We start from the raw sequence: 12666 nt of genomic DNA, 5'->3' as shown, positions 1-12666 counted from the left end.
CTGTTCTACTTTGGAGGATATGCCTCATGTCTTATGATAAAGTGAAGCAGGCGGCGAAGCTGTCTATAGGCAACAAGCAAGCGACGAAGACGGTTGAACAGGGCAAGGCCTTGGAAGTCTTTGTAGCCAAAGATGCAGATCCGCGAATTACGATAAAAATGGTTAACCTTTGCAAGAAAATGGGGGTTAATGTAACATACGTGGAATCCATGAAATTGTTAGGTAAAGCGTGTGGAATCGAAGTAGGCGCCGCTGTGGCGGCCGTAGTGAACGACTAATGTTTTTGTCTGAGAAGAGAATTTCAAGGGCAAAAACTTTTCATTTGTTCATTTACGATTCGCCTGGATCTGTGGACTTGAAATTGATGAATTATCCCATTGAAGGAGGTGGCCAAAATGCCAACAATCAACCAACTCGTTCGTAAAGGACGGGAAGCTAAAGTTGTGAAATCCAAATCCCCGGCTCTCCAAAAAGGCTTCAACGCTTTGAAAAGAGAATCGACGGATATCAGCTCGCCACAAAAACGCGGTGTGTGTACTCGTGTAGGTACGATGACGCCAAAGAAGCCGAACTCCGCTCTTCGTAAGTATGCGCGTGTTCGTCTGACTAACCGTGTTGAGGTTACAGCTTATATTCCGGGTATCGGACACAACCTGCAAGAGCACAGCGTAGTACTGATCCGCGGCGGTCGTGTAAAGGACCTTCCGGGTGTACGTTACCACATCGTTCGTGGTGCGCTGGATACAGCAGGCGTTAACAACCGTAAGCAAGCTCGCTCCAAGTATGGCGCGAAGCGTCCGAAAGTGAAGAAGTAATAATCTATCAAAATCCGAATGATTTTTTGAGAAAGGGGGATAACTATGCCTCGTAAAGGTCCAGTTACTCGCAGAGACGTATTGCCCGATCCGGTGTATAACAGCAAATTGGTTACTCGCCTGGTCAACCGTATCATGTATGACGGGAAGAAGGGGGTAGCGCAAGCTATTCTTTATAACGCCTTCAACCTCATTCAAGAGCGTACGGGTAAAGAGCCAATGGAAGTGTTCGAACAAGCAATTAAGAACATTATGCCGGTTCTTGAAGTCAAAGCTCGCCGTGTGGGGGGCGCGAACTACCAGGTGCCAATCGAAGTAAGACCAGAGCGTCGTACTACATTGGGTCTGCGTTGGCTCGTCAACTATTCCCGTCTTCGTGGTGAGAAGACGATGGAAGAGAGACTTGCTCAAGAGATTATCGATGCAAGCAACAACACTGGCGCTTCTGTTAAGAAGCGTGAGGATACGCACAAGATGGCGGAAGCCAACAAAGCGTTCGCTCACTATCGTTGGTAGAATACTAATTCAAATTCCTAATGTATAGGAAGGAGATTCCCTGATGGCAAGAGAGTTTTCTCTAAAAGATACGCGCAATATCGGGATCATGGCGCATATCGATGCCGGTAAGACGACCACGACCGAGCGTATTCTGTTCTACACGGGCCGCGTGCACAAGATCGGTGAAGTTCACGAAGGTGCTGCTACGATGGACTGGATGGAGCAGGAGCAGGAGCGCGGAATCACGATTACTTCCGCCGCTACGACCGCTCAGTGGAAAGGTCACCGCATCAATATTATCGACACCCCGGGTCACGTTGACTTCACAGTTGAAGTAGAACGTTCCCTGCGCGTATTGGATGGAGCCGTAGGCGTGTTCAGTGCGAAAGAAGGCGTCGAGCCACAATCCGAGACCGTTTGGAGACAAGCGGACCGTTATAGTGTTCCACGGATTGCATACGTCAATAAGATGGACATTATCGGTGCGGACTTCCTTCAAGTTATCGAATCGATGCGTCAGAAGCTTGGTGCCAACGCGGTTGCTATTCAACTGCCAATCGGCGCTGAGAATGACTTCGCAGGCGTAATCGACCTGGTTGAGCGCAGAGCCTATGTATACCAGGATGACTTGGGTAAGGATCCAATCGAATCCGAAGTGCCGGCTGAGTACAAGGATAAGGTGGAAGAGCTTCGTCTTGAACTCGTCGAGAAGGTTGCAGAACTGGACGAAGAGCTCATGATGAAGTACCTGGAAGGCGAAGAGTTGACTATTGAAGAGATTAAGGGTGCGCTGCGTCAAGGCGTAGTAAACGTTAAGATCTTCCCAGTTATCTGTGGATCTTCCTACCGTAACAAAGGCGTTCAAATGATGCTTGATGCGGTTATTGACTACCTGCCTGCTCCAATCGACGTACCAGATATCAAAGGTACGCTCGAAGACGGTACAGAAGTTATTCGTAAATCGTCTGACGATGAACCGTTCTCGGCACTCGCCTTCAAAATCATGACAGACCCGTTTGTCGGTAAGCTGACATTCTTCCGCGTATACTCCGGTGTTCTGAACTCGGGTTCCTATGTGTTGAATGCCACTAAAGGCAAACGTGAAAGAATCGGCCGGATTCTTCAAATGCATGCGAACAGCCGTCAAGAAATCAGTATCGTTTACTCTGGTGATATTGCAGCTGCCGTTGGTTTGAAAGAAACCGTAACTGGTGATACACTGTGTGATGAGAAGAACCCTGTAGTTCTCGAATCGATGAACTTCCCTGAGCCGGTTATCCAACTGGCGGTTGAGCCTAAGACGAAAGCGGACCAAGATAAAATGGGTGTTGCTCTGTCCAAGCTCTCCGAGGAAGATCCGACGTTCCGTGCACATACGGACGAAGAAACTGGACAAACGATTATCTCCGGTATGGGTGAGCTTCACCTGGAGATCATTGTTGACCGTATGCTTCGTGAGTTCAAAGTTGAGACTAACGTAGGTAAGCCGCAAGTTGCATACCGCGAGACGTTTAAACAAGCAGCAAAGGTCGAAGGCAAGTTCGTTCGCCAATCCGGCGGTCGCGGTCAGTACGGCCATTGTTGGGTTGAATTCCAACCGCTTGAGCCAGGGACTGGATTCCAATTCGAAAGCAAGGTTGTGGGTGGATCGATTCCTAGAGAATTTATCGCTCCAATTCAAGCGGGTATTGAAGAATCCATGAAGAACGGCGTATACGCAGGTTTCCCACTTGTGGATATCAAAGCTACTGTTGTCGATGGCTCCTATCACGATGTGGACTCCAGTGAAATGGCGTTCAAAATCGCAGGTTCCATGGCTCTTAAAGCAGCAGCTGAGAAGTGCCGACCTGTACTTCTTGAGCCGATCATGAAGGTAGAAGTCACTGTACCTGAAGAGTACATGGGCGACGTTATGGGTGACCTTAACTCCCGCCGTGGACGTATCGAAGGTATGGATGCTCGCTTCGGTGCGCAAATCATCCGTGCGAAGGTACCTCTTTCCGAAATGTTCGGTTACTCGACAACTCTGCGTTCCCGTACACAGGGCCGCGGCGTTTACTCGATGGAAATCTCCCACTATGAAGAAGTACCTAAGTCCATTGCTGACGAAATCGTCGCGAAGAACAAAGGTGCCTAAATATAAAATCAGTTACTTAAGGAGGCTGTCTTTCCATGGCAAAAGCGAAATTTGAACGTAATAAGCCGCACGTTAATATCGGTACTATCGGTCACGTCGACCACGGTAAAACTACCCTGACGGCTGCAATCACAACTGTTCTGTCCAAGAAATACGGCGGCGCAGCTGTAGCATTCGACCAAATCGACAAAGCACCAGAAGAGCGCGAGCGTGGTATCACAATCTCCACTGCACACGTTGAATACGAAACTCCAAACCGTCACTACGCACACGTTGACTGCCCTGGCCACGCCGACTATGTTAAAAACATGATCACCGGCGCAGCACAAATGGACGGCGCGATCCTCGTAGTATCCGCAGCTGACGGCCCAATGCCACAGACTCGTGAGCACATCCTGCTCTCCCGTCAAGTAGGCGTACCATACATCGTTGTATTCCTCAACAAGTGTGATATGGTTGAAGACGAAGAGCTCCTCGAGCTTGTTGAAATGGAAGTTCGCGACCTGCTGAACGAGTATGAGTTCCCAGGCGACGACACTCCAATCATCCGCGGTGCAGCTCGTGAAGCTCTGCAAAACCCAGATGGTCCTTGGGCTGAGAAGATCGTTGAACTGTTCGAGCAGATCGACACTTACATCCCAACTCCAGAGCGCGACACGGACAAGCCTTTCCTTATGCCAGTCGAGGACGTGTTCACGATCACTGGTCGTGGTACCGTTGCTACAGGCCGTGTAGAGCGTGGCGTTATCAAAGTCGGCGACGAGATCGAAATCATCGGTCTGGCTGAAGAAACTCGCAAGTCCGTTGTTACAGGCGTTGAGATGTTCCGTAAGCTTCTGGACTCCGCTCAAGCCGGCGACAACATCGGCGCACTGCTTCGTGGTGTAGACCGTAAGGACATCGAGCGTGGTCAAGTTCTGGCGAAGCCGGGTTCGGTTAAGCCTCACACGAACTTTTCCGCACAAATCTACGTTCTGACAAAAGAAGAAGGCGGCCGTCACAAGCCTTTCTTCACTGGCTACCGTCCACAGTTCTACTTCCGTACAACGGACGTAACAGGTATCATCAACCTGCCTGAAGGTTCCGAGATGGTTATGCCAGGCGACAACATCACTGTAACGGTTGAGCTGATTTCCCCGATCGCTATCGAGGAAGGCACTCGCTTCGCTATCCGCGAAGGCGGCCGTACAGTTGGTGCAGGCGCAGTTGCTTCCATCAGCAAGTAATTAACTTGTGTAAGAGCCCTTTATCCTTAGGATGAAGGGCTTTTATTTTATTTTGGGCAAGAGTGCATTTTTTGCTTGCTTTTTTCTTCTAGATTTAATATAATAGTGAACGTTGGTCTGAGACGTTGCGATGAAGTGAGAGGTTGCTGACACACCCGGCCCCTTTGCCATAGGGGCGGCGTCAGGAGATTTTCACGGAGTATGTCCGATACTAAATTGGGCGATAAAAGGAGGGAATACTATGGCAAAGCAAAAGATTCGTATTCGTTTGAAGGCTTATGATCACAGAGTTCTGGATCAATCCGCAGAGAAAATTGTGGATACAGCCAAGCGTTCCGGTGCTGGAGTTTCTGGTCCGATCCCGCTTCCAACTGAGAAGCAGATCATTACCATTCTCCGTGCGGTACACAAGTACAAAGACTCGCGTGAGCAGTTCGAGATGCGTACACATAAGCGTTTGATCGATATCGTTAATCCGACGCCGCAAACCGTTGATGCACTGATGCGTCTGGATCTGCCGTCCGGTGTGGACATCGAAATCAAACTGTAATATACACATTGTGAATAACTAGAGCAAAGCAAGAGAGGAAAAGAGGTGTCAACGATGACTAAAGGTATCTTAGGTAAGAAACTTGGGATGACTCAAGTGTTTACTCCCGAAGGATTGGTTGTACCGGTAACAGTTGTTCAAGCAGGTCCTTGCACAGTGCTGCAGAAGAAGGATGTTGAGAACGACGGGTACGAGGCCATCCAAATCGGTTTTGCCGATAAGAAAGAACAAAACGCAAACAAACCGGAGTTGGGCCACGCTAAGAAAGCAGGCACAACACCTAAGCGCTACGTTAAAGAGCTTCGCGGTGTTGCGATTTCCGACTACGAAGTTGGCCAGGAAATCAAAGCTGACGTGTTTGCTGAAGGTGAATTCGTTGATGTAACAGGCACTTCCAAGGGTAAAGGATTCCAGGGTGTTATCAAGAGACACAACCAATCCAGAGGTCCTATGGCTCACGGTTCCCGTTATCACCGTGGCCCGGGTTCGATGGGTTCCATCCAGGCAAACCGTGTACCAAAAGGTAAGAACCTGCCAGGACATATGGGTTCGGAGACGGTTACGATCCAAGGTCTTGAAGTTGTAAAGATCGACGTTGAGCGTAACGTGCTTCTGATCAAAGGTTCCATTCCTGGTCCTAAGAACAGCTACGTTACCGTTAAATCGACGGTAAAAGCTTAAGATAGCAAGAAAGGAGGATAACACATGCCAAAAGTAGCGGTATTTAATGTGAGTGGTGCTCAAGTTGGTGAAGTGGAGCTGGCTGAATCGGTATTCGGTATCGAGCCTCATCTTCATGTCTTGAATGAAGCTGTTCTGATGCAGCGCGCATCCCTTCGTGCAGGTACGCACAAAACCAAAGGTCGTTCGGAAGTTCGCGGCGGTGGCCGTAAGCCTTGGAAACAAAAAGGTACAGGTCGTGCCCGTCAAGGTTCCATCCGTTCCCCGCAATGGAAAGGCGGCGGTATCGTCTTCGGACCAACTCCGCGCAGCTACTCCTACAAACTGCCTAAGAAGGTTCGTCGTCTGGCGATCAAATCTGCGTTGTCTTCCAAGGTGAAGTCGAGCGAGATTATCGTTCTTGACCAGCTTCAACTGGCTGCTCCAAAAACAAAAGAATTTGCGGCAATTTTGAATAACCTTAAAGTGGATCGCAAGGCTCTGGTTGTAACGGCTGCTTATGAAGAGAATGTAGCACTCTCTGCACGTAACATTCCTGGCGTGAAGTTCGTTGTCGCTGAAGGAATCAACGTACTGGATGTTATGGTCTACGACAAGCTGATCATTACGAAGGACGCGGTGCAAAAGGTAGAGGAGGTGTTTGCGTAATGAAGAACCCTCGCGATATTATTAAGCGCCCGATCATTACCGAACGTTCCAGCGAAATGATGGCGGACAAGAAATACGTGTTCGAAGTTGATATCCGTTCCAACAAGACGGAAGTAAAACAAGCAATCGAACAAATCTTCAAAGTGAAGGTTTCGAATGTTAACACGCTGAGAATGCCGGCGAAGCCGAAGCGTTATGGCCGTTACTCCGGTTATACTTCCGAATGGAAGAAAGCCATTGTGACCCTTAGTGCGGACAGCAAAGAACTGGAATTCTTTGAATCGGTATAAGTAATTTTCTAAAGTAAGGAGGGAATCCACGTGCCAATTAAAAAGTACAAACCAACGTCACCTGCGAGACGTGCGATGTCGGTTTCGACATTCGAAGAAATCACAACATCCACTCCGGAGAAATCGCTGCTTGCTCCTCTGAGCAAAAAAGCTGGACGTAATAACCAAGGTAAAATTACGGTTCGTCATCAAGGCGGCGGACACAAGCGTAAATACCGGATTATTGACTTCAAGCGTAACAAAGATGGAATACCAGGTCGCGTTGCTACAATCGAGTACGACCCGAACCGTTCCGCTAACATCGCTCTGATCCACTATGTGGATGGCGAGAAGCGTTACATTATCGCTCCAAAAGGCTTGAAAGTGGACGATCAAGTAGTATCCGGCCCTACGGCTGATATTAAGGTCGGTAACGCCCTTCCGATGGAGAACATTCCTGTCGGTACGGTTATCCACAACATCGAGCTGAAGCCAGGCAAAGGCGGCCAACTGGTTCGCGCTGCTGGTACGGAAGCTCAACTGCTCGGTAAAGAAGATCAGTACGTTATCGTGCGTCTTTCCTCCGGCGAAATGAGAAGAATCCTGAAAGTTTGCCGCGCTACCGTTGGTTCCGTTGGTAACGAGGATTACGAGCTCATTAAAATCGGTAAAGCTGGCCGTTCCCGCTGGCTCGGACAAAGACCGGAAGTTCGCGGTTCCGTCATGAACCCTAACGATCACCCACACGGTGGTGGTGAAGGCCGTTCCCCGATCGGACGCAAATCTCCAATGTCTCCTTGGGGCAAGCCGACACTCGGTTACAAGACTCGCAAGAAGAACAAAGCTTCGAATCAGTACATCATTCGTCGTCGCACGAAGTAATACGATTTACGCTTTGCTTAAAGAAGGGAGGAACAACGCATGGGTCGCAGTTTGAAAAAAGGTCCTTTTATCGATGGCTACCTTCTGAAGAAGGTTGAAGATATGAACGAAGCTTCCAAAAAGCAGGTTATCAAAACTTGGTCTCGCCGTTCCACGATTTTCCCACAATTCATCGGTCACACTTTCGCTGTTTATGATGGTAGAAAGCATGTGCCGGTATACGTGACTGAAGATATGGTCGGACATAAGCTTGGTGAATTTGCTCCAACCCGTACTTACAAAGGTCATGCTGATTCGGATAAGAAAACGGGCAAGCGCTAATTTGGATCGGGAATCAAATGATTTCGTAATTGAGAGGAGGTACTTCCATGCAACAAGCTAAAGCTATTGCTAGATATGTTCGAATTGCTCCCCGTAAGGCTCAGCTCGTGGTTGATCTGATCCGCGGTAAGCAGGTGGGTGAGGCTATCGCAATTCTGCGTCACACTCCGAAATCGGCTTCCCCAATCGTAGAGAAGCTGCTGAACTCGGCTATTGCGAATGCAGAGCATAACTATTCCCTGGATGTAAACAATCTGGTCGTTTCTACAGCTACTGTAGACCAAGGGCCAACATTGAAGAGATTCCGTCCTCGTGCAATGGGTCGTGCGAGCCGTATCAATAAACGTACCAGCCACATCACTTTAGTGGTATCTGAGAAATAAGGAGGGACAACGTGTGGGTCAAAAAGTAAACCCGGTGGGACTTCGTATCGGTATCATCCGTGACTGGGAGTCCAAATGGTATGCCGGCAAAGATTTCGGCGATCTGCTGATGGAAGACGTTAAGATCCGTGAATATCTGAAGCAAAAATTGAAAGAATCTGCCGTTTCCCGTATTGAAATTGAGCGTGCAGCTAACCGCGTAAACGTTACGATTCATACTGCGAAGCCAGGCATGGTTATCGGTAAAGGCGGCTCTGAAGTAGAAGTGATCCGCGGCTACCTCTCCAAGCTGACTAACGGCAAAAAGGTTCACATCAACATCTCCGAAGTGAAGAACCCTGAACTGGATGCGATTCTGGTTGCAGAAAGCATTGCACAACAACTGGAGCGTCGCGTATCGTTCCGTCGTGCACTGAAGCAATCGATCCAAAGAACGATTCGTTCCGGCGCAAAAGGGATTAAAACATCGGTTAGCGGTCGTCTTGGCGGTGCTGAAATCGCCAGAACGGAAGGATACAGCGAGGGTACGGTACCTCTTCATACTCTTCGTGCGGATATCGATTACGGTACTGCAGAAGCTCATACAACCTATGGTCGTATCGGCGTAAAAGTATGGATCTACCGTGGCGAAGTTCTTCCAACGGCTAAGAAAAAGGCTGCTGCGGAAGGAGGCAACTAATCATGTTAGTTCCTAAACGTGTAAAACACCGTAAAGAGCACCGCGGCAATATGCGCGGTCGTGCAAAGGGTGGCGCAGAGGTTCATTTCGGTGAGTTCGGTCTCCAGGCTATGGAACCGGCTTGGGTAACCAACCGTCAAATCGAAGCGGCTCGTATTGCAATGACTCGTTACATCAAGCGTGGCGGTAAAGTTTGGATTAAGATCTTCCCTTCCAAGCCAATTACTCAAAAGCCGCTTGAAGTCCGGATGGGTAGCGGTAAAGGTAACGTAGAGAAATGGGTAGCTGTTGTGAAGCCGGGCAAAGTTCTGTTTGAACTTGCTGGTGTAAGCGAAGAGATTGCCCGTGAAGCTATGCGTCTTGCCTCTCACAAGCTGCCAATCAAGACGAAGTTTGTGAAAAGAGAAGATGTAGGTGGTGAAGCAAATGAAGGCTAGTGAATTTCGCAACCTAACCACTGCTGAGATCGAACAAAAGATTGCCGGATTTAAAGAGCAGCTCTTTAACCTCCGTTTTCAACTGGCTACCGGTCAACTGGATAATCCCGTACAAATTCAGAAAGTCCGCAAAGAGATTGCCCGGGCAAAAACTGTTTTGCGTGAAAGAGAATTGGGAATCACTAGTTAATGAATGAGAGAGGAGGATCTCACATGGCTGAACGCAACGAGCGTAAGACGCAGCTGGGCAAAGTCGTTAGCGACAAGATGGATAAAACCATTGTTGTAGCTGTAGAAACTTACAAAAAACACGACCTTTACCACAAGCGTATTAAATATACGAAGAAATTCAAAGCCCATGATGAGAACAACGAAGCTAAGATTGGTGACGTTGTGAAAATCATGGAAACTCGTCCACTCTCCAAGGATAAGCGTTGGAGACTGGTTGAAGTGGTCGAAAAAGCGGTTATCGTTTAATATAAAGGTTCGGTAAATCAAGGCCGGAAGGAGGAAATACACAATGATTCAACCATTTACACGCTTGAACGTAGCTGATAACTCTGGTGCTAAATCGCTCATGTGTATCCGAGTGTTGGGTGGTACGGGTCGTCGTACAGCTAACATCGGCGACTTGATCGTTTGCTCCGTGAAAGAAGCAACACCAGGTGGCGTTGTCAAAAAGGGTGATGTAGTTAAGGCTGTTGTTGTCCGTACGAGACGCGGTGCTCGCCGGAAAGACGGTTCTTACATCACATTCGACGAGAATGCAGCTGTAATCGTTAAAGAAGATAAGAGCCCGCGCGGTACTCGGATCTTCGGACCAGTTGCACGCGAACTTCGTGACAGAGACTTCATGAAGATCGTATCTCTGGCTCCGGAAGTTATCTAATATCAGCAGTGAACGTCTTGTTCAGGAGGTGGAACCACAATGCCAAAGCAACCGAAAAAACTCGAGTCCCATAACAATAAACTGCACGTGAAAAAAGAGGATACGGTTATCGTGATCACGGGTAAGGACAAAGGGAAAAAAGGCCGCGTAATCGCAGCTTTCCCTCGTGAGAACCGTGTGCTGGTAGAAGGCGTGAACATGATCAAGAAGCATGCGAAGCCTTCACAGCAGAATCCACAAGGCGGCATCCTTAACCAGGAAGCTCCTATCCACGCATCCAACGTTATGCTGGTTGATCCTAAGAGCGGCCAACCAACTCGCGTAGGCTACAAAGTGCTTGAGAACGGTAAGAAAGTCCGCGTCGCGAAGAAATCCGGCGAGGTTATCGATTAATCGTAAAGGTAAGAAAGGAGGTACTCGGATTCATGGCTGCAAGAATGAAAGAACGTTTCCTTAACGAAATCACTCCTGCCCTGATGCAGAAGTTTAACTATTCTACGGTTATGCAGGTTCCTAAGATTGAGAAAGTGGTTATCAACATGGGTGTGGGCGAGGCTGTCTCGAACTCCAAAGTGCTTGATACTGCTGTATCTGACCTGCAGCTGATCGCCGGTCAAAAGCCGGTTATCACGAGAGCTAAGAAATCTATCGCTGGTTTCAAACTCCGTGAGAACATGCCGATCGGTGTGAAGGTGACGCTCCGCGGCGAGCGCATGTATCACTTCCTCGACAAGCTGTTCAATGTTGCACTTCCACGTGTACGTGACTTCCGTGGTGTATCGAACAAAGCGTTCGACGGCCGCGGTAACTATACACTTGGTCTGAAAGAACAACTCATTTTCCCTGAAGTTGAGTATGACAAAGTGGATAAAGTTCGTGGTATGGATATCGTAATCGTAACTACGGCTAAATCGGACGAAGAGTCCCGTGAATTGCTCACGCAGCTCGGCATGCCGTTCACTAAATAATAAGTAGAAACGAGCAGTTTCCTACGGAAACTTTGGAGGTGTAAACTGAAGTGGCAAAAACTTCGATGAAGATTAAGCAGCAGCGTCCTCCGAAATTCAAAGTGCAGGCATATACTCGCTGCGAGCGCTGCGGTCGTCCCCATTCCGTACTCCGGAAATTCAAAATTTGCAGAATTTGTTTCCGCGAATTAGCATACAAAGGCCAGATTCCTGGCGTTAAAAAAGCAAGCTGGTAAAACTCAAAGTTTCGGGAAGGAGGTTTACAACACATGGTTATGTCCGATCCAATTGCAGATATGCTTACACGCATTCGTAACGCTAACGTTGTTCGTCATGAGACTGTTGAAATTCCGGCTTCGAAGGTCAAGCGCGAAATCGCTGAGATCCTCAAGAAGGAAGGCTTCATCCGTGACGCTGAATATATCGAAGACAGCAAGCAAGGCATCATCCGCTTGTTCCTGAAATACGGTCCGAATCAAGAGCGTGTTATCACGGGTCTGAAAAGAATCAGCAAGCCAGGTCTTCGCGTTTACGCGAAAAGCCAGGAAGTACCTCGCGTACTCGGCGGTCTCGGCATCGCAATTCTGTCTACATCCAAAGGGGTTATGACAGACAAGGAAGCTCGTCAAACTAAAGCCGGCGGAGAAGTTATCTGCTACGTCTGGTAATATCGATTTAGAAAGAACGGAGGTGCAAACATGTCCCGTATTGGTCGCAAACCGATCACGATCCCAAGCGGAGTAAACGTGACTCTTGACAATACAGTAATTACGGTTAAAGGCCCGAAAGGTACCTTGACCCGTGAGCTTCACAAAGATATGAAGATCAGCGTTGAGGACAATGTCCTGACAGTAGAGCGCCCTTCTGACAACAAGCTGCATCGCTCCCTGCATGGTACGACACGCAGTGTTGTACAAAACATGGTTAGTGGTGTAACGGATGGCTTCGCAAAGAACCTTGAGCTGGTCGGCGTAGGTTACCGTGCTAATAAAACTGGCGACAAGCTGGTTCTGAACGTAGGTTACTCCCACCCGGTTGAAATCACACCTGAGAACGGTATTGAGTTCGAAGTTCCTTCGAACACGAAGATCATCGTTAAAGGTATCGATAAAGAAGCCGTTGGCGCGATCGCTGCAAAGATTCGTTCCGTTCGTGAACCAGAGCCTTACAAAGGCAAAGGTATTAAGTACGAAGGCGAACGCATCATTCGCAAAGAAGGTAAGGCTGGTAAGAAGAAGTAAGGTGGCCTAGGCTTACGGCCTAGCCCCGAAGCTTCTGACCGA

At 48.5% G+C, this 12666-nt stretch carries 22 protein-coding genes; all 22 read left to right on the top strand.

Going from position 1 to position 12666, the window contains the following annotated elements:
• Positions 1-26 precede the first annotated feature (26 nt).
• Entirely contained in the window at positions 27-278 is a 252-nt protein-coding gene (locus tag ACP26L_RS33830) for a ribosomal L7Ae/L30e/S12e/Gadd45 family protein (RefSeq protein WP_426449948.1), read from the top strand.
• 117 nt (positions 279-395) lie between these two features.
• On the top strand, positions 396-815 hold the full coding sequence (gene rpsL / locus ACP26L_RS33825; RefSeq protein WP_013921168.1) for a 30S ribosomal protein S12: 420 nt from the start codon (positions 396-398) through the stop codon (positions 813-815).
• Between the two features lie 45 nt (positions 816-860).
• The gene (gene rpsG, locus ACP26L_RS33820) at positions 861-1331 is read left to right on the top strand and encodes a 30S ribosomal protein S7 (protein ID WP_426449946.1); all 471 of its coding nucleotides are present in this window, start codon (positions 861-863) and stop codon (positions 1329-1331) included.
• 43 nt (positions 1332-1374) lie between these two features.
• Positions 1375-3450 carry an elongation factor G gene (gene fusA / locus ACP26L_RS33815; protein WP_426449945.1) on the top strand — a complete coding sequence of 692 codons (2076 nt, stop codon included), beginning with the start codon at positions 1375-1377 and terminating at the stop codon, positions 3448-3450.
• 35 nt (positions 3451-3485) lie between these two features.
• On the top strand, positions 3486-4676 hold the full coding sequence (gene tuf, locus ACP26L_RS33810; protein WP_013921164.1) for an elongation factor Tu: 1191 nt from the start codon (positions 3486-3488) through the stop codon (positions 4674-4676).
• Positions 4677-4917: 241 nt separating this feature from the next.
• Complete coding sequence (rpsJ, locus tag ACP26L_RS33805) at positions 4918-5226, top strand: 30S ribosomal protein S10 (protein WP_013921163.1); 309 nt, start codon at positions 4918-4920, stop codon at positions 5224-5226.
• Positions 5227-5280: 54 nt separating this feature from the next.
• The gene (gene rplC / locus ACP26L_RS33800; RefSeq protein WP_426449944.1) at positions 5281-5907 is read left to right on the top strand and encodes a 50S ribosomal protein L3; all 627 of its coding nucleotides are present in this window, start codon (positions 5281-5283) and stop codon (positions 5905-5907) included.
• Positions 5908-5931: 24 nt separating this feature from the next.
• Positions 5932-6555, top strand: a complete 624-nt coding sequence (gene rplD / locus ACP26L_RS33795; RefSeq protein ID WP_426449943.1) for a 50S ribosomal protein L4 — start codon at positions 5932-5934, stop codon at positions 6553-6555.
• A complete protein-coding gene (gene rplW, locus ACP26L_RS33790) occupies positions 6555-6845 on the top strand; it encodes a 50S ribosomal protein L23 (protein WP_013921159.1) in 291 nt (96 codons plus the stop codon). The genes rplD and rplW overlap by 1 nt, the downstream gene beginning before the upstream one ends.
• 30 nt (positions 6846-6875) lie before the next feature.
• Positions 6876-7706, top strand: a complete 831-nt coding sequence (rplB, locus tag ACP26L_RS33785) for a 50S ribosomal protein L2 (protein ID WP_014372561.1) — start codon at positions 6876-6878, stop codon at positions 7704-7706.
• Between the two features lie 39 nt (positions 7707-7745).
• Complete coding sequence (gene rpsS / locus ACP26L_RS33780; protein ID WP_426449942.1) at positions 7746-8027, top strand: 30S ribosomal protein S19; 282 nt, start codon at positions 7746-7748, stop codon at positions 8025-8027.
• A 47-nt stretch (positions 8028-8074) separates the two neighbouring features.
• On the top strand, positions 8075-8410 hold the full coding sequence (gene rplV, locus ACP26L_RS33775) for a 50S ribosomal protein L22 (protein WP_426449940.1): 336 nt from the start codon (positions 8075-8077) through the stop codon (positions 8408-8410).
• 13 nt (positions 8411-8423) lie between these two features.
• Positions 8424-9089 (top strand): 30S ribosomal protein S3, encoded by a 666-nt coding sequence (gene rpsC, locus ACP26L_RS33770; RefSeq protein WP_013921155.1) that lies wholly within the window; start codon positions 8424-8426, stop codon positions 9087-9089.
• A 2-nt stretch (positions 9090-9091) separates the two neighbouring features.
• Positions 9092-9526, top strand: coding sequence for a 50S ribosomal protein L16 (gene rplP, locus ACP26L_RS33765; RefSeq protein WP_014653005.1), 435 nt, complete (start codon positions 9092-9094; stop codon positions 9524-9526).
• Positions 9516-9716, top strand: coding sequence for a 50S ribosomal protein L29 (gene rpmC, locus ACP26L_RS33760; RefSeq protein WP_013921153.1), 201 nt, complete (start codon positions 9516-9518; stop codon positions 9714-9716). The genes rplP and rpmC overlap by 11 nt, the downstream gene beginning before the upstream one ends.
• Before the next feature lie 23 nt (positions 9717-9739).
• Positions 9740-10003 (top strand): 30S ribosomal protein S17, encoded by a 264-nt coding sequence (rpsQ, locus tag ACP26L_RS33755; protein ID WP_013921152.1) that lies wholly within the window; start codon positions 9740-9742, stop codon positions 10001-10003.
• Positions 10004-10046: 43 nt separating this feature from the next.
• Positions 10047-10415 carry a 50S ribosomal protein L14 gene (gene rplN / locus ACP26L_RS33750; RefSeq protein WP_013921151.1) on the top strand — a complete coding sequence of 123 codons (369 nt, stop codon included), beginning with the start codon at positions 10047-10049 and terminating at the stop codon, positions 10413-10415.
• A gap of 39 nt (positions 10416-10454) precedes the next feature.
• Positions 10455-10808 (top strand): 50S ribosomal protein L24, encoded by a 354-nt coding sequence (gene rplX, locus ACP26L_RS33745; protein ID WP_426449939.1) that lies wholly within the window; start codon positions 10455-10457, stop codon positions 10806-10808.
• Between the two features lie 32 nt (positions 10809-10840).
• Positions 10841-11383: a 50S ribosomal protein L5 gene (gene rplE / locus ACP26L_RS33740; RefSeq protein WP_426449937.1), complete on the top strand. Its 543-nt coding sequence runs from the start codon at positions 10841-10843 to the stop codon at positions 11381-11383.
• A 50-nt stretch (positions 11384-11433) separates the two neighbouring features.
• Positions 11434-11619, top strand: a complete 186-nt coding sequence (locus ACP26L_RS33735; protein WP_010498863.1) for a type Z 30S ribosomal protein S14 — start codon at positions 11434-11436, stop codon at positions 11617-11619.
• Positions 11620-11652: 33 nt separating this feature from the next.
• On the top strand, positions 11653-12051 hold the full coding sequence (gene rpsH, locus ACP26L_RS33730; protein ID WP_013921148.1) for a 30S ribosomal protein S8: 399 nt from the start codon (positions 11653-11655) through the stop codon (positions 12049-12051).
• 30 nt (positions 12052-12081) lie between these two features.
• Positions 12082-12624, top strand: a complete 543-nt coding sequence (gene rplF, locus ACP26L_RS33725) for a 50S ribosomal protein L6 (RefSeq protein ID WP_426449936.1) — start codon at positions 12082-12084, stop codon at positions 12622-12624.
• The last annotated feature ends 42 nt before the right edge of the window (positions 12625-12666 follow it).

It is taken from the genome of Paenibacillus sp. S-38, from assembly GCF_049942825.1.
Taxonomy (GTDB): domain Bacteria; phylum Bacillota; class Bacilli; order Paenibacillales; family NBRC-103111; genus Paenibacillus_G.
This window is presented reverse-complemented; position numbering and strand designations above follow the sequence as displayed.

What these genes read in the sequence shown, in the direction of transcription:
- ACP26L_RS33830 (WP_426449948.1), top strand. Translation starts at nt 27, where the DNA reads ATGTCTTATGATAAAGTGAAGCAGGCGGCGAAGCTGTCTATAGGCAAC.
- rpsL (WP_013921168.1), top strand. Translation starts at nt 396, where the DNA reads ATGCCAACAATCAACCAACTCGTTCGTAAAGGACGGGAAGCTAAAGTT.
- rpsG (WP_426449946.1), top strand. Translation starts at nt 861, where the DNA reads ATGCCTCGTAAAGGTCCAGTTACTCGCAGAGACGTATTGCCCGATCCG.
- fusA (WP_426449945.1), top strand. Translation starts at nt 1,375, where the DNA reads ATGGCAAGAGAGTTTTCTCTAAAAGATACGCGCAATATCGGGATCATG.
- tuf (WP_013921164.1), top strand. Translation starts at nt 3,486, where the DNA reads ATGGCAAAAGCGAAATTTGAACGTAATAAGCCGCACGTTAATATCGGT.
- rpsJ (WP_013921163.1), top strand. Translation starts at nt 4,918, where the DNA reads ATGGCAAAGCAAAAGATTCGTATTCGTTTGAAGGCTTATGATCACAGA.
- rplC (WP_426449944.1), top strand. Translation starts at nt 5,281, where the DNA reads ATGACTAAAGGTATCTTAGGTAAGAAACTTGGGATGACTCAAGTGTTT.
- rplD (WP_426449943.1), top strand. Translation starts at nt 5,932, where the DNA reads ATGCCAAAAGTAGCGGTATTTAATGTGAGTGGTGCTCAAGTTGGTGAA.
- rplW (WP_013921159.1), top strand. Translation starts at nt 6,555, where the DNA reads ATGAAGAACCCTCGCGATATTATTAAGCGCCCGATCATTACCGAACGT.
- rpsS (WP_426449942.1), top strand. Translation starts at nt 7,746, where the DNA reads ATGGGTCGCAGTTTGAAAAAAGGTCCTTTTATCGATGGCTACCTTCTG.
- rplV (WP_426449940.1), top strand. Translation starts at nt 8,075, where the DNA reads ATGCAACAAGCTAAAGCTATTGCTAGATATGTTCGAATTGCTCCCCGT.
- rplP (WP_014653005.1), top strand. Translation starts at nt 9,092, where the DNA reads ATGTTAGTTCCTAAACGTGTAAAACACCGTAAAGAGCACCGCGGCAAT.
- rpmC (WP_013921153.1), top strand. Translation starts at nt 9,516, where the DNA reads ATGAAGGCTAGTGAATTTCGCAACCTAACCACTGCTGAGATCGAACAA.
- rpsQ (WP_013921152.1), top strand. Translation starts at nt 9,740, where the DNA reads ATGGCTGAACGCAACGAGCGTAAGACGCAGCTGGGCAAAGTCGTTAGC.
- rplN (WP_013921151.1), top strand. Translation starts at nt 10,047, where the DNA reads ATGATTCAACCATTTACACGCTTGAACGTAGCTGATAACTCTGGTGCT.
- rplX (WP_426449939.1), top strand. Translation starts at nt 10,455, where the DNA reads ATGCCAAAGCAACCGAAAAAACTCGAGTCCCATAACAATAAACTGCAC.
- rplE (WP_426449937.1), top strand. Translation starts at nt 10,841, where the DNA reads ATGGCTGCAAGAATGAAAGAACGTTTCCTTAACGAAATCACTCCTGCC.
- rpsH (WP_013921148.1), top strand. Translation starts at nt 11,653, where the DNA reads ATGGTTATGTCCGATCCAATTGCAGATATGCTTACACGCATTCGTAAC.
- rplF (WP_426449936.1), top strand. Translation starts at nt 12,082, where the DNA reads ATGTCCCGTATTGGTCGCAAACCGATCACGATCCCAAGCGGAGTAAAC.